The following is a 20,180-nucleotide window of genomic DNA, read 5'->3' as shown; positions in this document are numbered from 1 at the left end:
AGCGCCGCCTCGGACTCGACGAACCAGGGCCGGGCCCGTACCCCGGTGGCGATCAGCACCCGGTCGAAGGGGACCTCACGTCCGTCGGCGAGACGGACGTGGTCGGTCGCCAGGTCAAGACCGCTCGCGGGCACGCCCAGCAGCCACTCCGCGTCGATGTCGCGCCGGCGCGGCAGGGTCGTGCCGTCGGCGGGCACCCATCCGGTCAGGACCTGCTTGGACAAGGGAGGACGGTCGTAGGGCTCGCCCAACTCGTCACCGATCATCGTCAGCGATCCGGTGAAACCCTCGTCGCGCAGGGACTCCGCGGCCCGCAGTCCCGCCAGTGACGCCCCGACGACCACGATGCGGCCGTCGCGCTTGAACGCACGCAGGTTGTCGGCGCTGGTCATGACCTCGACGCCTCCAACGGTGCGTCCCGCGTCTCCAGCCGCCCTTCCAGCCGGTCGACCAGGATCGCCTGGACCGGGCAGGCCGCCGCGGCACGCAGCACCCGGTCGCGCTGGGCGTCGTCGGGGTCCGGGTCGTACATCAGCGCTTCCTCGCCGTGCATCCGGAACGCGTCCGGGGCCAGGAACGCGCACTGCGCATAGCCTTCGCATCGGGAAAGATCAACGACGACTCGCATCCCGGCCTCCACAGGGGCTGCAAGCTGCGGAGGCGGCGTACCGAACCCGTCGGGCCTCCGCAGGAAGAATTTGGTGATCGCGAGAGAGAAAGCGAGAGAGATCGGTCGTCGCGCAAAGGCGACCGGCGTCGCTGAGACCGCCTGGAAATCCTGCTATTTCACCCGATCAGCGTATGCCGCGCGCACATCGCCCGCACCCCGGGAAGTCAGGTGTGCGACGCGTTCGGCGTCCGCGGCCCTGCAAGCCATCACGCCCGGACCCCGACCGGGCGAAGATCCTCCGCCGCGCAGCGCAACGCGGTCCGCCACGGCATGCCGCCGCCCCGCCCCGGTGCTTGTCTGATGTCCGGATCTCCGGGCGACGAGCCCGGCGGAAGCGGGAACGCAGTGGAGGGGCAGGACATCGTGAGTTCCACCGAGGGGACGACCGGGGCGTCCCGGGACGTGCTCCCCGCCCATCTGCTGCGCGGGCAGAAGGCCCTGGTGACCGGTGCCAACTCCGGCATCGGCAGGGCGACGGCCGTCGCCCTGGGCCGGGCGGGGGCCGACGTCGTCGTCAACTACGTGGCCGGCCGCGAGGAGGCCGAGGAGGTGGTCGAGGAGATCACCGGCCTCGGGGTCCGGGCCGCCGCCTACGAGGCGGACGTCTCCGACGAGCAGCAGGTCGTCGCCATGACGGACCGGATGGTCCGGGAGTTCGGGACGATCGACATCCTGGTCGCCAACGCGGGACTCCAGCGGGACGCCCCGGTCACCGAGATGACCCTCGCCCAGTGGCAGAAGGTCCTGGACGTCAACCTCACGGGACAGTTCCTGTGCGCCCGCGAGGCGACCAAGGAGTTCCTGCGCCGAGGTGTCGTACCCGAGGTGTCGCGCGCGGCCGGGAAGATCATCTGCATGAGCTCGGTGCACCAGATCATCCCGTGGGCCGGACACGTCAACTACGCCTCCTCCAAGGGCGGCGTGCAGATGATGATGGAGACGCTGGCCCAGGAGCTCGCCCCGAAGAAGATCCGTGTGAACGCGATCGCCCCCGGGGCCATCAGGACCCCCATCAACCGCAGCGCCTGGGAGACGCCCCAGGCCCGGGAGGACCTGCTGCGGCTGATCCCCTACGACCGCATCGGCGACCCCGAGGACATCGGCCACGCGGCCGTGGGCCTTGCCTCCGACCTCATGGACTACGTGGTGGGCACCACCCTGTACGTCGACGGCGGGATGACACTCTTCCCGGGCTTCGCCACCGGCGGCTGACACCGACGGACCCCGGCGGCCGACCCGGTCCGGTCACCCCTATGTGTGCCGGACGAGCCCGGACCGCCGGCTGTCGAGGGCCTCGTCGAGGGTGAGGGCCGAGTCGATGAGGGCGAGGTGGGTGAACGCCTGCGGGAAGTTGCCGAGCTGACGGCCGGTCGGGTCGATCTCCTCGGAGTACAGGCCCAGGTGGTTGGCGTACCCCATCATCTTCTCGAACACCAGCCGCGCCCGGTCGGTCCGGCCCGCCCGCGCCAGGGCGTCGACGTACATGAACGTGCACAGCGAGAAGGTGCCCTCCGAGCCGCGCAGGCCGTCGGGCGAGGCGTCGGGGTCGTACCGGTAGACCAGGCTGTCGCTGACCAGTTCCTCCTCCATGGCGTCCAGGGTGGCGGACCACATCGGGTCCCCGGGGGTGAGGAAACCGACCGTCGCCATCCGCAGCAGCGAGGAGTCCAGGACCCCGCTGCCGTAGTGCTGGACGAAGGCCTGCTGGTCCTCGCTCCAGCCCCTGGCCATGACCTGCTCGTAGACGGCGTCCCGTTCGGCCTGCCAGCGGCCGGCCGCCGCCGGCCACCCCTTCGACTCGGCGAGGCGCAGCGCCCGGTCGAACGCCACCCACGACATCACCCGGCCGTACGTGAAGTCCTGGCGGCCGCCGCGGGTCTCCCAGATGCCCTCCTCCGCCTGGTCCCAGTGGTCGGCCAGCCAGTCCAGGTCCGTCCGCAGCGAGGTCCAGCCCGCGTGCCCGAGCGTGAGGCCGTGCCGGTGCGCGAAGTAGATGCTGTCCAGGGCCTCGCCGTAGATGTCCAGCTGGAGCTGGGTGGCGGCGCCGTTGCCGATCCGGACCGGGGCGGAACCCGCGTAGCCCTCCCAGTGGCCGAGGATCTGCTCGCTCAGGTCGGAGGAGCCGTCGACCTTGTACATGATGTTGAGCGGGCCCGTGGTCCCGTCGCCGCCGGCCCCCTCCTTGACCCGGTCGCCCAGCCAGCTGATGAACGCCCTGGCCTCCTCCGTGAAACCCAGTCCCAGCAGGGCGTACACGGAGAAGGAGGCGTCCCGGATCCAGGTGAAGCGGTAGTCCCAGTTGCGCTCGCCGCCCAGCTGCTCCGGGAGCGCCGCCGTGGGAGCGGCCACCACCGCACCGCTCGGGGCGAAGGTCATGAGCTTCAGCGTGATCGCGGACCGCTCCACCACCTCCCGCCAGCGCCCGGTGTAGCGCGACTGCGCCAGCCAGGACCGCCAGAACGTTGCCGTCTCGTCGAAGAGCTGTTCGTGTTCGGCCCCCCGGATCTCCCGGGGCGGTGCCTCGGCACCCGTCTCCAGGATCAGCCCGCGCTGCTCACCGGCCGCCAGTGTGAGCGTGACCCGCAGGTCGGCGTCCCGGTCCGTCATCACGTCCGCGAGCCGCTGGTCCTCCGGCTCCCGGATGGGGTGCACGGTGAGTTCCGTGCCGTCCTCCGCGGCGAAGACCGCTCCGTGCGGGGTGATGTGCAACTGGTGTTTCATGAGCCCGTAGTCGAACCGCGGGGCGATCTCCACGTGGAAGGTCATGGTGCCGCGCACACAGCGGACCAGGCGGACCAGCCGGTGCCGGTCCGTGACCGTCGTACCGGTCACGGGCATGAAGTCGACCACCTCGCCGGCGCCCGCCTCGGTCATGAACCGGGTCACCAGGATCGCCGTGTCGGGCAGGTACAGCTGCTTGGTCGAATAGGTCGGGTGCGCCGGCCGGACCGTGCAGTGGCCGCCCCTGTCCTTGTCCAGCAGCGCCCCGAACACACTCGGCGAGTCGAACCGCGGGGAGCAGAACCAGTCGACCGCCCCGTCGGTGGTGACCAGCGCCGCGGTCTGCAGGTCGCCGATCAGCCCGTGGTTCTCGATCAGCGGGTAGTCGTCCATCGGGGCGCCCCTTCCGGTGTGCGAGTCACCCGAATGCCCCCCGGTCAGCCTATGCCGCGGCCCCTGCCCCGGCTCGTCGGGCGAGTCCCCGGTACGTCACCGGCCGGGGACGGGGATGCCCGGCCGCAGTCAGCGCTGCGTCGCCGGCCAGTACTGGGCGAGGGCCCCTTCCCGGTACGGGGCCGGGCTGACGCTGAGATCACCGGAGAAGGGGCGGTCCAGGACGAAGACCAGGAGCAGGCTGAAGCCGACGAGACCGGCGACCGAGGCGACGAACAGGATCTGGACTCTCAGTTTGCGCATGCCGAACAGGAACGTGAGCGGGACCAGGACGAGTGCGCCTCCGACGGCCAGGACCTGGAGCAGCGGGGGAAGTTCCTGGCGGGCCATGGTGATGCGGGCGCGCCGCTGGGAGGCGACGTCGTCGAGATGGCTGACGGTCTGCTCGTAGAAGACCTGCTCCTGCTCGCTCTTCGGATCGTACGTCTGCAACACCTGGAAGGCCGCCCGGAGATGGGTCTCCGTGGCCCCGTAGCTGGGGTGCCCCGCGCGCATCCGCGGCCACTGGTCCTCGACGACCGCGTGGACGTAGCCGCCCATGGCGGAGTCGAGACGGGCCCGCACCGCCGCCGGGAACGCGGCCGCGTCACGGGTGATGAGCGCCGCGTCGGTGGCCTCGGCGGCGACGATGGTCTGGGTGTCCTCCAGCTGCGTCCACAGCGTGACGATCACGAACGCGAGGATGATCCCGTAGATGGCGCCGAACATCCCCAGCGTCACACCCACCATGTCGTTGTGCTCCCCGCCGGCCAGCGACGGATACCTGCGCCGCAGCAGCACACTGCCGGCGACGGCCAGGACAACGGTGCCGCCGACGGTGACGACGGCCAGCGTGAAGGTACTGAAATGGTTGAGCAGCCAGAGCGACATGGGCCCGGAGTCTAGGTCGGACACAACTACCCGAAACCGCGGTTCTGCCGTCAACTAAGGGCACACGGGGAGAAGTTCACACCACCGAGTGAGCGGGCCGCGACGGCTCGGCGGACGTGTGCGGCCTCATACCTGGTGGGGGGCGGGTCTGCACAGGCGGAGGTGCGCGACGACCTGCTTGCCGGTCTCCTGCGCCACGGTGTTCAGCCGCCCGCACAGCCGGGTGACCAGGTGCAGGCCGTGTCCGCCGACGCGGCGGGCGTCATGTGCGGGCAGTACGGGCGGCCGGGGCGAACTGTCGCTCACGGCGATGCGCAGCAGGCCGGCGTCGGGCGACACCTCCAGCGCCAGACCGACCGGTCCGGGTGCGTGGCGTACCGCGTTGGTGACCAGTTCGCTGACGACGAGCTGGGCGTCCTGGCTCGGCCGGTGGTCCGGCGGGTGGCCGGCCCGGGCCAGCAGCGCGCGTACGGCGACCCGGGCGGCGGCGATCGGTGTGTCCGCGGTGTCCCAGGTGGCGCGGAATCGCAAGGGCGCCCCGGGTTCCCGTCCGTCCGACGCCCGATTCCTCAGCGGGGTGACCATAGAACTCTTTCCTTAGGCGTCCTTGCCGTCTCGTCGCAGGCTCTCGCCGTCGTACGCATGCGCCTACCCGCCGTCTCCTCGTTCATGAGGCGTTGTTCATGAGGCGTTGTTCATGAGGCGTTGTTCATGAGGCGTTGTTCATGAGGCGGTCCGGCAGAGCGGCGCTGCGACGGCCGCAGGTGACGCGTCCATGCCGTGAGCAGGGACACACCGCCGAATTCGAGGGGTGCCTCATGTTAGCCTGGGCGTATGAGCCACCAGCATGTCCTGCCCGCGCCCCAGGCGCCGGCCAAGCCGCTGCGCCGTGACGCGCAGCGCAACAGGGACGCGATCGTGGCCGCCGCCCGCAAGGCCTTCGCCGAGCAGGGGCTGGACGCCTCCCTGGAGGGTGTCGCCCGCGAGGCGGGCGTCGCGATCGGGACGCTCTACCGGCACTTCCCCCGCAGGCTCGACCTGGTCGAGGAGCTCTTCACCGCGAAGTTCACGGATCTGCTGGCCGCGGCCGAGGAGGCCGCCGCCATGGACGACGTCTGGGAAGGGTTCTGCCACTACCTGGAAAGGCTCTGTGAGCTGCAGGCCTGCGACCGCGCCTTCAACGACCTGGTCTCGGCCCGGCTCCCGCTGCACGCGATCGGCAGGGGAATGTTCGAGCGCGCGGAGGCACGGGCCGCACAGATCTTCCGCGACGCCCAGGAGCAGGGTGTCCTCCGCGACGACGTCACCCCGGAAGACCTCGCTTTCGTGATCTGGTCCCAGGCGGGGATCATCCAGGCCACGCGCGCCGTCGCCCCCGACGCCTGGCGCCGCCACCTCCACCTGCTGCTCGACGCGTTCCGTGCCCAGTGCGCCCATGAGCTGCCGGGACCGCCGCTGACCCGCCAGCAGGTCGACCAGACCCTCACCACTCTCGAATGCCCCGAAAAGGAGTGCCACGAGTGCCACGAGGGGGCATGAGCCGCCGCGGGTGAGGCCACCGGGCGACAGGACACCCGGCGGTCAGTTTCCCGCCAGCAGCTGTGCCAGCTCCGCGTCCAGGTCGAACCGACCGGACTCGGACCCCGGCGGCACCACGGACCACGTCTCGCGCAGGAAGGACTCCACGCCCCACGCGGGCAACTCGACCAGGGCCGATCCCGCAGGCGACCGCAGAGCGACGAGGACCACGTCGTGTACCGGGCCGGCGGCCGGCCACATGTGCACGTCCCCCTGCCCGGTGCGCCCGCTCAGCGCCTCGGCCAGCATGTCGCGGCTGAAGAACCACTCGACCGTCGGGCCCGGGCCCGGGGGATGGAAGACGGTACGGACGGCATAGGGGTCATCCGTCTCGTAGTGCAGTGCCACAGACATCGGCACCGACACGTCGTCCGACAGGACAAGCTCCGCAGGCAGCTCGTACGCCACGGTTCTGACCGATCTCACTGTCCCTCACTCCTGCTTCCGGCACGGGACGTGGTGGCCGTCGGTCCGGCGAGCGGTCGCATCAGCGCTGGTGCAGATACCAGGCGACCTGGTCCAGGTACCAGCGGTCGGCGCTGGTGGCGACAGCGGTGCTCGCGGGACGCACGTGCTCCGCGGGTCCCGAGGTGGTCGCCGCCGACGCCGAGCCACCGGCTCCGAGAAGGGCTCCGCCTGCCACGGCCGTAGTCGCGACGGCGAACGAGACGCGCCTGATCCACCTGTTCATGGTCATTTCCTTGCCATTTCCTTGTGCTGTGCGGCGACCCGGAGATTCCGGATCAGCCGAGTGCCGAGCCGCGGAGACATTCGGAGGGGCCCCTCAGGTTCGACGCTGCCCAGCGTACTTGAGGGGTGCCTCATGTTTGCGGTGAAGCCCGTCACAGGAAGGAGGCAGGACGCCCTGGGACGCCACCGGATCTCCGTGATCCGGTCGGCCGGTCAGGCGGGCCCGTCCGGGCTCCGGGAGAAGGCCGTGTCGCCTGCCGTCGCCACGATGGCGTCCTTGACGAGCAGTACGCGCGGCGGGTAGCTCTGCGTCTTGTCCCCGGGGTCGTCCAGTGCGGAGGTGCGCCAGACCTCCGCTCCGGTGCGGCTGTCCAGTGCCAGCAGACGGCCGAAACGGTTGGCGAAATAGACCCGCCCGTACGTCGCCGACACCGCGGGCGCGGAGAGGCTCTCCACGTCCGTCACCTTCCGCCAGAGTTGTCTGCCGCTGTCCGCCGACACCGCGGTGACCGACCCGTCGGACCGGACGAAGTAGACGACGCCGTCCACCAGGGTGGCCGCGCCGGTCAGCGGACGGGCCAGCGGTATCCGTCTGACCTGCCCGGTGTCCGGGGCCACCCGCAGCAGTGCGTTGTACGGCCGTTCGTACCCGGCTTCGTACACGTCCTTCGCGGTCTGCGGGGCGAGGAACAGGGGTTCGCCGCCGACAGCCCCGAGCGCCTCCGACTTCCTGGGCAGGGTGGCGGTTTCGGACAGGCTGCCGGGTCCGACCTTCATCAGCTCGACCGGGGCCTGGCCCGCCTCGGTGCCCTGCGAGCACAGGGCGTAGGGGGCGCCTCCCAGCACCGACGGAGTGCAGTATTCGTCCAGCGAGGGCGCCCGCCACAGTTCCCTGCCGGAAGGCCCGTAGGCCACGAACGAGGAGGAGTCGGGAGACAGGGTCAGCAGTCCGCCGTCGTAGAGGACCGCCTCCTCGGACTTGCTGATCTCGCGCTGCCACCGCCGGTGCCCGGTGGTGGCGTCGAGGGCCACCACGCGCCTGGTCCTGTCGTCCGGATCCTCGTACACGTAGACCAGCCCGTCGCGGACGCCGATCGGCTGCACCCCCTGAGGCCGGGTGCCGGTCCGCCACAGGGTGCGGCCGGAGGACGCGTCGATCCTGGCGGCCGTGAAGCCCGTACCGCCACAGAACAGGGCGCTTCCCGCCGCCACGCATCCGGGGCTGTCGTAGTCGAGAGGGATGCCCTTCACGGCGTACCGCAGTGCGGTCTGCCACGGCCGCCAGCCGTCGGGCAGGGACGCGGCACGGGCGGTGGCGGTCCCGGTGGCGGCGGTGGTGTCCGGGCCGGACACGAGGTGGCCCACTCCGACGCCCAGCACCGCGACGGCCAGCACCGCGCCGAGGCCGGTGAGCAGCATCCGGGCACGGCGTCGCTTGCCGGTGGCGGTGCCTGTGTCAGTGGCGGCGCTTGTGCCGGTGCCGGTCGTGGTGCCCGCGGACGTGGTGGCCGCGGACGTGGTGCCCGCGGACGTGGTGCCCGCGCTCCGGGAAGTGGGGTGGCTCCGGGGCTTCGCGGACTGCCCGGCCTCCGGGGACGCGGTGGCGTCGGACTCCGGCAGCGCCCGGAGCATCCGGTGTATGTCCGTCAGTTCCGGCCGTGCGGCGGGGTCCTTGTCCAGGCAGCGTTCGACGATGCCCAGGAACGCTTCGGGCACCCCGCCGAGGTCCGGGGCCCCGTGCACCACCTGATAGCCGGTGATGTACGGGCTGTCGGCGTCGAACGGTCCCGTGCCGGCAGCCGCGAAGACCAGCAGTGACCCCAGCGAGAAGACGTCCGAGGCCGGGGTGACGTCCCGGGGGGCGGCCAGTTGTTCGGGCGACATGAAGGGCGGGGTGCCGATCATCCGCCCGGTCGTGGTGAGGCTCTGGTGGTCGTCCGCGCGCGATATGCCGAAGTCGATGACGCGCGGCCCGTCGTCGGTCATCAGGACGTTGCGCGGCTTGAGGTCGCGGTGCACCAGGCCCGCCCGGTGGATGTCGCGCAGCGCCTCGGTGAGCCCCAGCCCCAGCGCGCGCAGTTCGCGCGCGCTCAACGGGCCGTCCTTCTCGACGACTTCGGCAAGGTTGAGCCCCGGCACGTAGAGCGTGGCCATCCACGGCCGGTCGGCGTCCGGGTCGGCGTCCACGACAGGCGCGGTGAAGGCGCCGCTGACCCTGCGGGCCGCCGCGATCTCCTGCCGGAACCGCGTCCGGAACTCCTCCTCCTGGGCATACGCCCCGCGCACGAGCTTGACCGCGACCTGCCGTCCCGAGGCGGAGACCCCCAGGTAGACGACTCCCATGCCGCCCGCCCCGAGCCGGCCGAGAAGGGTGTAGCCGCCTATGGACTCCGGGTCCCCGGTGCTCAGGGGCGTCATCGCCGATCATCCTTCCCAACGCCTGCCTGCTTCACGGGGATCACAGTAGGGCCTGCCGCCCCGGTGACGGAGCCGCGCCCACCGCGCACCGGCGTCTCCGCGCCGGGCCGCCCCGACGTGAACCGGACGGCCGACGAACCCCGGCCCCCGGTCAGTCCTCGGCGGTCGAGGTCCGCGGTGCGCCGGCGCCGAGGACTCTGGCGGTGAAGTCCGCGAGTTGTGCCCGCAGTCGCTCGCGCGGCACGCGCTCCCGTCCGGCCAGGTGCTCGACGAGGTCGGCCCGGGTGGCGGCGAGCAGCGCATGGGCCGTGAAGTCGCTGTCGGTCACGTCGGGGATCCGCTCCAGCACGGCGCGGAGCAGATCGTGCCATCGCTCGTAGTGCTCCGCCTGGTAGGGGCTGCCGTTCCCGGTCTCCTCCAGGGCCAGCGCGAGGCGCCGGTTGTCGAGTTTGAAGCAGAGGACCGCGTCGAGCAGCGCGGGTACCCGCTGCAACGGCGGGGTGGCGGGCCCGAGGGGCCGCGGCCCGGACTCCACGGCCTCCCTGACCGGTTCGAGGCGCGCCTCGTACAGAGCGCGGAGCAGCCCGGTGCGGTCGCCGAAGGCGCGGAAGAGCGTTCCCTTGCCGACGCCGGCCGCTGCCGCGACGTCGGACATGGTGATGTCCTCGGGGCTCTCGGAGCCGGCGAAGAGCGCGTCGGCGGCCGCGAGGACGGCCTCCCGGTTACGTGCGGCGTCCTTGCGGGGCTTGCGCTCGGGCTGCATGCGGTGCCTCCGACTCCTCCGATTGCAAAACGGACCACAGGTCCGTATCGTCGAAGCGGACCTGCAGTCCGGATTCTACGAGATTTCTACGAACTGGAGGACAGCCATGTCCGCACCGACCTCCCCGGCGGATCTGTACCGCCACAGCCTGCGGCTGCTGCTGGACAAGGACATTCCCGCGTGGGTCGCCCTGTGGGCCGAGGACGGCGTCATGGAGTTCCCCTTCGCCCCCGAAGGCCGGCCCGGGCGCCTGGACGGCAAGGAGGCGATCGCCGCCTACATGCGCCCGTACCCCGACCACATCGACCTGCACGACTTCCCCGAGCCCGACCTGCGGATCCACGAGACCACCGATCCGGAGACCCTCGTCGTCGAGATGCGCGGCGTCGGCCGCCTGGTCGGGAGCGACCGTCCCTTCGACATGACCTACATCGCCGTCGTCACGGTCCGGGACGGGCACTTCGTCTCCTACCGCGACTACTGGAACCCCCTCGCCGTCCTCGAACCCGGCACCGACTTCGCCCGGAGCGGGCGATGAGCACCACCGGCACCACCCTGGTCATCGGCGCCACCGGCACCACCGGAAGCCGCACCGCCGCGCGACTGGCAGCCGCCGGTCACCGCGTCAGGGCCGCCGGCCGGCACGCCGCCCCGGTCCCGGGCGCGGAGCCGGTCCGCTTCGACTGGTACGAGCCGGCCACCCACGCGGCCGCCCTCCACGGGGCCGACCGCGTCTACCTCGTACCGCCGGTGGGCGACCCCGACCCGGCGGCGGTCATGCTGCCCTTCCTCCGGCAGGCCCGCACCGCGGGCGTGCGGCGCGCGGTGCTCCTCAGCTCCTCCGCGATCCCCGCGGGCGGCCCCGCGGCGGGAGTGGTGCACCAGGCGCTGCCCGGCCTGTTCGACCAGTGGGCGGTGCTGCGCCCCTCCTGGTTCATGCAGAACTTCACCGGCACGCACGCGCACGCCCTGAGCATCCGCGAGGACGGCGCGCTGTGGACCGCCACCGGCAGCGGCCGGGTCGGCTTCGTCGACGCCGAGGACATCGCGGCCGTCGCCGTGCACGCCCTGACCGACGAGCACGCGCCCGACACCGACCTCGTCCTCACCGGACCGGAGGCGCTCGGCTACGACGACGTCGCCGCGATCCTCACCGAGGTCACCGGCCGGCCCGTCACCCACCGCCGGCTCTCCTGCGAGCAGTTGCGCGAGCGCCTCGCCGCGCACGTGCCGCCGGAGTTCGCCGCCATGCTGGCCGGCCTGGACCGTGCCATCGCCGAGGGGGCCGAGGACCGCGTCACCGACACCGTACGGCGCCTCACTGGCCGGCCCGCGCGCACCTTCCGCGCCCTGGCCGAAAGGGAGCTGCGCCACGGCGGTTGACGTGCCAGGAGCGCCGGCAGTTCCGGTTCGGGACCCGGCCGCGAGCACGCGGTGTCAGCCACGGACGCGGGGTGGTCGACGAGGCCACTCCGCCGGCCGAAGAAGATCATGACACTCCCGGCGCCGTGCCGGTCGTCCCGTCCGGCCGGTAGGGCCACAGGGTGCCGCACATGCGTGGCGTCATCGAAGCGGGCCGGGGGGCGGCGAGTTCGGTCACGGTGGCCTGTTCCAGATGGGAGACGTCTCCGGCCGCCACGGCCTCGGCGCGGGCGGTGAGCCGGGCCAGGTTCCTGGCCGGACCCTCGGCGACGACCCGGGGCCACTCGGCCGCGCGGTGGTGCACCAGGGCGGCCGCCCGCCGGTAGAAGGCGAGGAGCCGTTCCCGGCCGTGGGCGGGAGAGGTGTGCCAGGCGTCGACGAGCCCGGTGAAGCCGCGTACGGCGTGGTCCCGGCGGGCGCGGGCGGCTTCGAGCGTGTCCGCCGCGGCCAGGGTCGCGTACCGCTCCGGGTCGGCGAGGTCGTCGTCCGGAAAGGCGAAGACCACGTCGCCCTCCTCGTTGAGGTGACCGTTCTCCATCACCACCAGGATGCGCAGGGCGGTCTCGGGCTCGGGGCCGGTGATCAGGCGGTGGATCGTCCCCGGAGTGAACTGCACCGCGTCGCCCGGGCGCAGTTCGGTGCGGTGGATGCCGTCCGGGGTGAGGAACTCGGCGGCGCCACGCCCCTCCAGGGCCACGTACAACTCGGTGCAGGCCAGGTGCATGTGGGGGGTGCCGCCGCACTGGCCGTCGGGCGCCTGGCTGGAGTAGACGTGGACACGGGACATGCCGATACCGGCCGGCAGCGCGAAGGTCATGGCGTGGTTCCTTGGGGCAGCAGGGCGGGGCGGAGCCGGGACCAGGCGTGGAGCAGGGCCAGGTGGTCCAGGGCGCGTTCGGGCGGCGCGGGGTTGGGGCCGCGTCCGGTGAAATGGTCGACGGTCCGGGCGAGATGCCGGGCGAGGCTGTCATCGGCGACGGTGCGGTCCGGCCGCCAGGCTCCGCCGGCCCGGCGGACGGAGACGGTGGCCGTGCAGCGCGGCAACCCGGTGACGGGCTCGAAGGTGCCGACCACTTCCCAGGCGTCGCCACGGGGATCGGTGCCTCGCACGCCGAGCACCCGGTGACGGGTCGTCCGGTCCTCGGCGGGCAGCCGCGGCGGACGCGGGGCGCGCGGACCGAGCGGGTGGCTGACGAAGCCCGCGACGGAGGTGGACAGGGCGACCTCGATCCCCCGGGCCGTCGCGTAACGGATGTCGATTCCGGACCGCGGCGGGGCGTCCGCGCTGTCCGGCCGGTCGTGGAAGTCGACCCGTGTGGCACCGGCCGGCCAGGGATCGACGCCGGCGGCGGCGCCGTACTCCGCGAGGACGGCGAGCAGATGCGGGCCTTCGTACCCGAGGGCGCCGAGGGACAGGTCCTGGAAACGGCCCGCGTGGACGTCCGCACCGCGGTGCTTGCTCATCTCCACCACCAGCCGCCGGACCGTCAGCCCCAGTCGCCCGGCGGTCTCGGCCACCGCGGTGGTCACGAGGGAGGAGTGGTAGTTCTCGCCCACCACCACGCGGCCCCCGTGCACGGCGAGCAGGCCGCGCACCAGGGCCATGTCCGACGGCGCGCACAGCGGCTTCTCCACGACGAGATCGGCGTCCCCGTCCAGTCCGCAGACCTCCGCGAGCACGGTGGCGTGGGCCCCGGTGGGGACACAGACGTCCCAGAAGTCCGGCCCCGCCCGCAGTGCCTGAGCCGCCGTGGCGGCGACCGGCAGGCCGTCGGCCGCCGCGCGGGCACCGGTCCGCGGGTCGACCACGACGACCACCTCGACTCCGAGCGCACGCCATTTCGCAGCGTGCAGGCGCCCCATCCGACCGTATCCGACCAACGCGCAACGTAGCGTCACGGGAAGTCATCCTACGACCTCGATTCCGCCCAACTCCCCTTGAAATTAACCGACTTGGCCCACATCTCGGCTGACCTGGCCTCGCGCGACAGCAATTCCCGGACTGATCACCGACCGGCCACCGAGCGGCCATCGGCCATGAGGTCCGGCAGAGCCACGCGGCAGCCGCCGACGGCACCGCTCTCTGTCGCCGACGGCGCCGCTCTCTGTTGACAGGCTTGGCTAACAGGATTAGCTTATGGCTAACACCGTTAGCTTCGCTGGAGGACGCAATGACCGAGTACCTCGCCGTCGACGGCGGCACGATCGCTTACGAGGTGGCGGGGTCCGGCCCGCTGGTCGTGCTCGCGCACGGCATGGGCGACAGCCGCGCCGCGTACCGTGCCGTGGTCCCGCAGCTGGTGGCGGCGGGCTACCGGGTCGCCGCGGTCGATCTGCGCGGCTGCGGCGAGTCCAGCGCCGACTGGCCGGCGTGGAGCCGCACCGCCATCGCCGGCGACCTGCTCGCCGTGATCCGCCACCTGGGCGGCCCGGCCGTGCTCGTCGGCCACTCGATCTCCGGCGGCGCCGCCACCATCGCCGCGGCGCAGGAGCCCTCGCTGATCACCGCGGTCGTCGAGCTGGCGCCGTTCACCCGCAAGCAGTCGATCCGCCTCGGCGACCTGCGGGTCAGGCGCTTCCGGCGGGGCATGCTGCGGCTGCTCGGCGCGGGCGCGTTCGGCAGCGTGCCGCTCTGGCGTGCGTACCTCGACGTCGCCCACCCCGGCGTGAAGCCGGCCGACTGGGCCGAGCGGCTCGGCCGCATCGACTCGCTGCTGCGCGAGCCGGGCCGGATGAAGGCCCTGCAGGGCATGGGCCGCACCACCCCGGTCGACGCCGGCGCGCAGCTCGGCAACGTCCGCTGCCCGGTGCTGGTCGTGATGGGCACGCTCGACCCCGACTGGGCCGACCCGCACGCCGAAGGGGCGGCGATCGTCGACGCCCTTCCCGCCGGTCTCGGCAGCCTCGAGACGATCGAGGGCGCCGGACACTACCCGCACGACCAGTTCCCCGACCAGGTGGTGTCGCTCATGCTCCCCTTCCTCCGCTCGGCCGCCGCCCGTGCCTAGGGCCGGCCTGGACCCGGCGGCCGTCGTCGCGGCCGGTGCCGCCCTCGCCGACGAGGTGGGCTTCACCAACCTGACGATGGGCCTGCTGGCCGAACGGGTGGGCGTCCGCACCCCGTCCCTGTACAAGCACGTGGGCGGTCAGGAAGACCTCAACCGGCGTATCGCGGCTCAGGCGTTGAGCGAGGCCGCCGACGCCGTCGGCGGAGCGGTCCAGGGGCACGCCGGCCGTGACGCCCTGGCGGCCGCGGCGCGCGCCTTCCGCGCCTTCGTCCTGGAACACCCCGGCCGGTACGCCGCGACGATCGGCATGGAACCGTCCGGCCCCGACGACCCACTGGCCATCGCGGGACAGCGGCTGCTCGGCGCGTTCCTGGCCGTCCTGCGCGGCTACGACATCCCGGAGTCCGCCGTGGACCACGCCCTGCGCACGCTCCGCAGCCTCTGCCACGGCTTCGCCACGCTGCAGGCGGACAACGCCTTCCAGTGGTCCGCGGACATCGACGAGAGCTTCGAATGGCTGATCACCTTCGCCGACCGGGGCCTGCGCACCATGTGAAGGACATCGCCGGCCCCTCGGCGCGGGAAGTGCGCAGGCGCCCGGTGACAGCACGTCCCCGGGCGCCTGCGGTGGCTCGAACCCAGCTCCTATGAAAGGAACTTGTAGCCGCTCCAGCCGCTCGCGATCCGCGTCCGCGGACCGAACGAGCCCTTCCCGTCCCCGTTGTTGCGCCACACGTTGCCGCTGGTGTCCCGGGAGACCAGGTCCGGCCGGCCGTCGCCCGTGATGTCGCCGACCCCGACGACCGCGTTGTACGAGCCGCCCCAGCTCGACAGCACCTTGACGCGGGCCGCGAACGTGCCGTCGCCCTTGCCGTTGTAGCGGTAGACGTTGTTGGACGTGTCCTGGGCCAGGAGGTCGGCCTTGCCGTCGCCGGTGATGTCACCGGTGCCGACGATCTTCTTGTAGCCCTTCCAGTTGTCGTAGAGCTTGACGCGGGCGGCGAGCTTTCCGGTGCTCGTCCCCTTGTAGAGGTAGACCGCTCCGGTGGACGAGTTCCTCGCGATCAGGTCCGGCCGGCCGTCGCCGCTCACGTCGCCGGGCGAGGTGAGCGCGTTGTACTGCGTCCAGCCGCTGGTCCCGAGGGTCGTGTACGACGTCGACGGCTTGACCGCCGCCCCGCAGCCCGGCCTGTACAGCCGCAGCGCGCCGCTGCTGTAGCGGACGAGGACGTCGTTGCAGCGGTCGCCGCTGAGGTCGCCGAAGGGGATCGCGGTGATGGTCCTGGGCCAGCCGGTGCCGGTGTACTTGTCGCCGAACTTGCCCGTCCCCGTGCCGCTGTGGAAGGTCAGGCCGCCCGAGGAGTTCAGGGTGAGCAGGTCGCCGCGGCCGTCCGGGCCGTCGGGGCTGACGAAGTCGCGGCGCACCGCGGCTCCGCGCTGCAGGAAGCCCTCGCCGCCGGTCACCGTGTTCGGCGTGGCGGTGCCGAGGCCGGTCGCCTTCAAGGTCCAGGTGAAGTGGCCGTTGGGGAAGTAACTCCCGCTCGCCGTCCTGCCGTTCCAGGTCGCCGTCACCCGACCCTGGGTTCCGCCGCCGGTGAGCGTGCGGGTGGCCTTGCCGTTCGCGCCGCTCTGGACCGAGGTGAGGGTGAGCGACCAGGAGGTGACCGGGCGGGACAGCAGCCAGGTGCCCTCGAAGGGCGTCCCCGGGTCCACATAGCTGCCGGCCGACGTCTCGAAGGCCGTCACGGCGGACGGGGCGATGCCGGTGGTGGTGACGTGGGTGCGCTCGTAGTCGTCGAACCAGGCGACCAGACCGGTGTACTCGTCGACCGTCCAGCGGTAACGGCGGTCCACGGTCAGGCCCTTGTCGGCCAGGCCGGAGGCGATCGTGCGGGTGGTGCCGGTGGCCGCCTCGGTGAGGACGAGCGTGTCCGCGCCGTGGTCGTGGCGGACGGTGAAGCCGTCGCCGAGCAGCACGTCGCCGGGGGTGACCGCCCTCGACGTACCGGCCTTGGTGTCGTACACGCCCGCGGAGTCCGTCCCACAGGCCCAGTACACCCAGCGCCCCGCCGCCTGGAGTTCGCTCGGTACGCACGCCAGGCCCGGGACGGTCACCGTGGTGAGCGTCTTCTCCTGCGGGATGCTGTACGAGGTCAGCTTGCCGACGGTGCCGGCGCTCCACAGGGTGGAGCCGTTCAGGGCGGCGGCGCGCACGGACCGCTTCAGCTTCTGGCCCTGGCCGAACTCGCCGACGTACTGCGCGGGGCTGGTGCCGCCGGAGTCGAAGACGGCGTAGCGGTCGGAGACGTCGACGATGTGGCCGCCCTGACCGCCGAAGTCCAGGTCGTGGCCGCCGATCTCCACCAGCCGGTCGTCGCCGAGGCCCTCGCCCTCGTCGGTGCCGCCGTTCGCGTCGAGGTAGACGTCCCGGGCGTCGAGGTTCCCCCACAGCGCCGAGCACGTGGTGCCCTCGTACGGGCAGAGGGCGGCATAGATCGAGCGGCTCGCCGTGGCCTCGGACGCCGTCAGCGCGGCGGAGCCGTCGGTGGTGAGGGTGCGCACGGTCGTGGTGTCCGCGGTGGCGTCCGGGTCGTCCTCGGCGACCCGCAGGCTGCCACGGCTGAGCGCGATGCCCGTCTTGGCGTTCTCCACCGCCGGGGTCTGCTGGACCTTCTCCACCGTCAGCGTGCCGTCCTCGGCCTGCTTCACCCGCCGCACCCACCAGTCGGTGGCGTCGGTGCCGCCGGTGACCAGCGCGCTGCCGTCACCCGCCGCCAGCGTGTACGCGCCGGCGCTCGCCAGCAGGGTCTGCTGCACCGAGGGGTCGTCGACATTCACCGCGAGCAGCCGGGAGCCGAGCGCGCTGGAGGACAGCGGCAGCAGCAGCCAGTCGCCGACCAGGACCGGGTCGCCGTCGAGCGCGCCCGGGTGGGCGGGCAGCGTGACGACCTGCTCGGCGGCGGCGAGGTCGGTGCGGGACTTCAGGTGCAGTTCGGCGGTGCCGGACTGGTACCAGCCGATGCGGTCCTCGCTCATCACGTAGTGCGAGGCGTAGGTGGCGTCGGTGAACACGGTGGTGTTCACGGCCGACGCGATGTCGATGTAGCGGAGCGAGCCGAAGGTGTCCTCCGACACGAACACACCGGCGGAGTCCGCGGCGAGCACGTCCTCACTCCCGACGTTCGTCGCGTCACCGGTGACCTTGCGGGTGCGCCACCCGCCGTCGACGCCGTCGGGCTTGTCGAGCAGGGAGTTGGTGGTGACGATCGTGTCGCCGGCGAGGGCCCGGTAGTAGCCCTGGCCGTATGCGACGGAGCCGTTCCAGCTCACCTTCTCGGAGGTGGCCGTCGCCGGATCCCACAGGGTGGCGTACGCGTCGTTGGCCGTGGTCGGCAGGGCGACCAGGTCGCTGTCCGAGCCGTACCAGGCGTCGCGGCACTCGGAGCCGATGTTCGTGCAGCCGGTGCCCGGGGTGTAGACGCCGCCGGCGTTCTCGACGGTGACGGTCCTGCCGGTCGTGTAGTCGGTCCACAGCAGCCCGGTTCGGCCGGTCTGCCGGTGCAGGAAGCCGGTGTCGCCCGCGACGTACGGGCGGTCGGTGCGTGGTGTGGTGGAGCCGGGGTCGACCAGGGTGATCGCGGTGGTGTCGGCGTCGGCCGCCTCCGCGGAGCCGCCGCCCTCCGACAGGACGACGACGGACGCGGCCACGACGGCGAGCGCGAGCGAGGAGACGGCGGCGGCAGGCCCGCCCCGTCTCAGGGCGTGTCTGCCCACGTGAAGTTCCCTCCCCTGCGAGAGTCCGCACCCTCGCACAAGTGGCCGGATCTTACCGGACTCTTACCAAGGGGTGGCGACCGGCCGGTACAGGGCCCTGCAGCCCTGCCACCCCGGTGACGATCCGCGTGCGGGCACCGAAGGGGCCGTTGCCGTCGAGGTCGCCGTTGAGATCGCCGTTGAGGTCGCCGACGCCCGCGATCTCCTTGCGGCCGGACCACTTGAAGGCGAGTCGGGGCCGCTAAAGCATGAAATAAACCGGAAGCCCACGTTCTATGACGTCAGTCACAGCGCTCCGGCAATCAACCGGCGTGCTTAGTAGACGCGGCATGGCAGACATTTAGTCATTTGTCCGTCTTGGGGCGGATGTGGATTCCGGCGCATCCACCGGAATCCCGCCCGGCCGGCCCGCACGCCCATTCCCCCGTACCGCAAGGCTTCTGACGTCGCGTCAGCTTTCCCGTCCGCCGCCCTGTGCGGGCCGGAGATCCGCGCACCGCCCCGGCGAGGTCCTGGGACCTACGAGGCGGCGTAGTTGCGGGACCCCTTTGCGCTCCCTGTGAAGCCGTCCTAAGAATGTCGACCCACAGGACGTCGCCGCAGTTCGGAACCGGTGTGTACGCCGAGTCGACCGCGCACCGGGCGCTCGGCGTCACCGCGTGAGTAGGAGCCCCCCACATGAACTCGTCCCGAACGTCCGCGAGATCCCTCACCCTCGCCCTCGCTCTCGGCCTGGGTCTGGCCTCAAGCGTGCTGGGCACGGCGCTGCCGGCGAGCGCCCGGACGGCCGCCGCCCCGTCCGCTGCCGCCGATGCCCCCGTGGCGCGCTACGACGGGTCGGGCGAGGAGGCCGCCGGCAACAAGGCGTTCTTCGAGGCCGTGCTCAAGTCGGTCGCCGAGAAGCGCGCCGCCCAGCCCGACGGGCAGGCGGTGACCATCACCTACGACGCCTCCAAGGCACCGAGCTTCCGTTCGCAGATATCGAGCGCGGCCGCGATCTGGAACAGCTCCGAGTCCAACGTCAAGCTCCAGGAGGCTTCGAGCGGCAGTGCCGACTTCTCCTACTACGAGGGCAACAGCCAGCGCGGGTCCTACGCCTCCACCAACGGCCACGGAAGCGGCTACATCTTCATCGACTACTCCCAGAGCCGGCAGTACGACTCGGTCCGCGTCGTCACCCACGAGACCGGGCACGTGCTGGGCCTGGCGGACGACTACAGCGGGCCGTGCAGTGAGCTGATGTCGGGCGGCGGCGCCGGCCCGTCCTGCACCAACCGCTACCCGGACGCCGCCGAGCGCTCGCGCGTCGACCAGCTGTGGGCCTCCGGAGGCGCGCAGGCCCCGGGCACCACGGTGAACCAGCCCCCTGCCCAGCCGAGCACCGCACCGCAACCGCAGGTACAACCGCAGGTACAACCGCAGGTACAACCGCAGGTACAACCGCAGGTACAACCGCAGGTACCGACCCTGATACCGGGCCAGGTTCTGGGCCAGGTTCCGGGACGTGTGATCCTCGGCACGCCCTGGGGGTGAGGGCTCGGGCGTCCACAACCGCGCCGGCGGGCCGTCGAGGAGCCGGGGGCGGTCGGCCGGTGCTCGTCGCCGGCTCCCCGCCTCACTGGCTCCCCGTGGCCCGCCGCGAGGTTCAGTACTGCTCGGTCTCCATGAAGCCCGTGCTCCCGTTGTCGTCCGCGCCGAACGCGTCGGCGGCGGCGGTCGGGTCGAATCCGGGCGGGCTGTCCTTCAGGGCCAGGCCCATGCCGGCCAGCTTCGCCTTGACCTCGTCGATGGACTTCGCACCGAAGTTGCGGAT

Annotated in this window: 18 protein-coding genes and 2 pseudogenes; 7 read left to right on the top strand and 13 right to left on the bottom strand. The window is 71.9% G+C overall.

The annotated features are described in order from the left end of the window. Together ABT137_RS49990 and ABT137_RS49985 are read right to left on the bottom strand one after the other, a co-directional pair. Window positions 1–392, bottom strand: a 392-nt coding sequence (locus tag ABT137_RS49990) for an FAD-dependent oxidoreductase (RefSeq protein ID WP_351720505.1), incomplete at its 3' end; no start/stop codon positions are given. Then, entirely contained in the window at window positions 389–628 is a 240-nt protein-coding gene (locus ABT137_RS49985) for a ferredoxin (RefSeq protein ID WP_351720502.1), read from the bottom strand. The genes ABT137_RS49990 and ABT137_RS49985, both read right to left, overlap by 4 nt. Before the next feature lie 459 nt (window positions 629–1,087). Here ABT137_RS49985 and ABT137_RS49980 point away from each other — a divergent pair, with 459 nt between their 5' ends. After that, window positions 1,088–1,882, top strand: a complete 795-nt coding sequence (locus ABT137_RS49980; protein WP_351720508.1) for an SDR family oxidoreductase — start codon at window positions 1,088–1,090, stop codon at window positions 1,880–1,882. Between the two features lie 39 nt (window positions 1,883–1,921). Here ABT137_RS49980 and ABT137_RS49975 read toward each other — a convergent pair whose 3' ends face one another. The 3 genes from ABT137_RS49975 to ABT137_RS49965 form a co-directional block, all read right to left on the bottom strand. Continuing rightward, window positions 1,922–3,784 (bottom strand): glycoside hydrolase family 15 protein, encoded by a 1,863-nt coding sequence (locus tag ABT137_RS49975; RefSeq protein ID WP_351720500.1) that lies wholly within the window; start codon window positions 3,782–3,784, stop codon window positions 1,922–1,924. A gap of 129 nt (window positions 3,785–3,913) precedes the next feature. Then, a complete protein-coding gene (locus ABT137_RS49970; RefSeq protein WP_351720499.1) occupies window positions 3,914–4,714 on the bottom strand; it encodes a bestrophin-like domain in 801 nt (266 codons plus the stop codon). Between the two features lie 126 nt (window positions 4,715–4,840). Next, window positions 4,841–5,299 carry an ATP-binding protein gene (locus ABT137_RS49965; RefSeq protein ID WP_502984719.1) on the bottom strand — a complete coding sequence of 153 codons (459 nt, stop codon included), beginning with the start codon at window positions 5,297–5,299 and terminating at the stop codon, window positions 4,841–4,843. 249 nt (window positions 5,300–5,548) lie between these two features. Between ABT137_RS49965 and ABT137_RS49960 the strand changes: the two genes are divergently transcribed. After that, window positions 5,549–6,253 (top strand): TetR/AcrR family transcriptional regulator, encoded by a 705-nt coding sequence (locus tag ABT137_RS49960; RefSeq protein WP_351720496.1) that lies wholly within the window; start codon window positions 5,549–5,551, stop codon window positions 6,251–6,253. Window positions 6,254–6,295: 42 nt separating this feature from the next. Here the strand turns inward: ABT137_RS49960 and ABT137_RS49955 are convergent, their stop codons facing one another. The 4 genes from ABT137_RS49955 to ABT137_RS49940 form a co-directional block, all read right to left on the bottom strand. Further along, on the bottom strand, window positions 6,296–6,718 hold the full coding sequence (locus ABT137_RS49955) for an SsgA family sporulation/cell division regulator (protein WP_351720494.1): 423 nt from the start codon (window positions 6,716–6,718) through the stop codon (window positions 6,296–6,298). 61 nt (window positions 6,719–6,779) lie between these two features. Beyond that, window positions 6,780–6,983: a hypothetical protein gene (locus tag ABT137_RS49950; protein ID WP_351720491.1), complete on the bottom strand. Its 204-nt coding sequence runs from the start codon at window positions 6,981–6,983 to the stop codon at window positions 6,780–6,782. A 212-nt stretch (window positions 6,984–7,195) separates the two neighbouring features. Next, entirely contained in the window at window positions 7,196–9,400 is a 2,205-nt protein-coding gene (locus ABT137_RS49945; protein ID WP_351720490.1) for a serine/threonine-protein kinase, read from the bottom strand. Between the two features lie 151 nt (window positions 9,401–9,551). Then, entirely contained in the window at window positions 9,552–10,163 is a 612-nt protein-coding gene (locus tag ABT137_RS49940) for a TetR/AcrR family transcriptional regulator (protein WP_351720487.1), read from the bottom strand. A gap of 106 nt (window positions 10,164–10,269) precedes the next feature. On the opposite strand from ABT137_RS49940, the gene ABT137_RS49935 reads away from it, so the two are divergent. Then, on the top strand, window positions 10,270–10,701 hold the full coding sequence (locus tag ABT137_RS49935) for a nuclear transport factor 2 family protein (RefSeq protein WP_351720486.1): 432 nt from the start codon (window positions 10,270–10,272) through the stop codon (window positions 10,699–10,701). After that, window positions 10,698–11,546 carry an NAD(P)H-binding protein gene (locus ABT137_RS49930; protein ID WP_351720483.1) on the top strand — a complete coding sequence of 283 codons (849 nt, stop codon included), beginning with the start codon at window positions 10,698–10,700 and terminating at the stop codon, window positions 11,544–11,546. Before ABT137_RS49935 ends, ABT137_RS49930 begins: the two co-directional genes overlap by 4 nt. A gap of 106 nt (window positions 11,547–11,652) precedes the next feature. Here ABT137_RS49930 and ABT137_RS49925 read toward each other — a convergent pair whose 3' ends face one another. After that, complete coding sequence (locus ABT137_RS49925) at window positions 11,653–12,402, bottom strand: cupin domain-containing protein (RefSeq protein WP_351720481.1); 750 nt, start codon at window positions 12,400–12,402, stop codon at window positions 11,653–11,655. Next, the gene (locus ABT137_RS49920; protein WP_351720479.1) at window positions 12,399–13,484 is read right to left on the bottom strand and encodes a Gfo/Idh/MocA family oxidoreductase; all 1,086 of its coding nucleotides are present in this window, start codon (window positions 13,482–13,484) and stop codon (window positions 12,399–12,401) included. Before ABT137_RS49920 ends, ABT137_RS49925 begins: the two co-directional genes overlap by 4 nt. A gap of 272 nt (window positions 13,485–13,756) precedes the next feature. Here ABT137_RS49920 and ABT137_RS49915 point away from each other — a divergent pair, with 272 nt between their 5' ends. Next, on the top strand, window positions 13,757–14,593 hold the full coding sequence (locus ABT137_RS49915; RefSeq protein WP_351720477.1) for an alpha/beta fold hydrolase: 837 nt from the start codon (window positions 13,757–13,759) through the stop codon (window positions 14,591–14,593). Next, a complete protein-coding gene (locus ABT137_RS49910; RefSeq protein ID WP_351720474.1) occupies window positions 14,586–15,149 on the top strand; it encodes a TetR/AcrR family transcriptional regulator in 564 nt (187 codons plus the stop codon). The genes ABT137_RS49915 and ABT137_RS49910 overlap by 8 nt, the downstream gene beginning before the upstream one ends. A gap of 89 nt (window positions 15,150–15,238) precedes the next feature. On the opposite strand, the gene ABT137_RS49905 is transcribed toward ABT137_RS49910, so the two are convergent. Then, window positions 15,239–18,367, bottom strand: a complete 3,129-nt coding sequence (locus ABT137_RS49905; RefSeq protein WP_351720472.1) for an FG-GAP repeat domain-containing protein — start codon at window positions 18,365–18,367, stop codon at window positions 15,239–15,241. 678 nt (window positions 18,368–19,045) lie between these two features. Between ABT137_RS49905 and snpA the strand changes: the two are divergent. Then, window positions 19,046–19,696: pseudogene (gene snpA, locus ABT137_RS49900) on the top strand (snapalysin); the annotation flags it as partial. 316 nt (window positions 19,697–20,012) lie between these two features. Here snpA and ABT137_RS49895 read toward each other — a convergent pair. Next, a pseudogene (locus ABT137_RS49895) lies at window positions 20,013–20,180 on the bottom strand (DNA-directed RNA polymerase subunit alpha); the annotation flags it as partial.

This window comes from Streptomyces sp. NPDC001980 (assembly GCF_040296885.1).
Classification (GTDB): Bacteria; Actinomycetota; Actinomycetes; order Streptomycetales; family Streptomycetaceae; genus Streptomyces.
The sequence above is the reverse complement of the archived record's forward strand: the minus strand, read 5'-3'. Positions and strand labels throughout refer to the sequence as shown.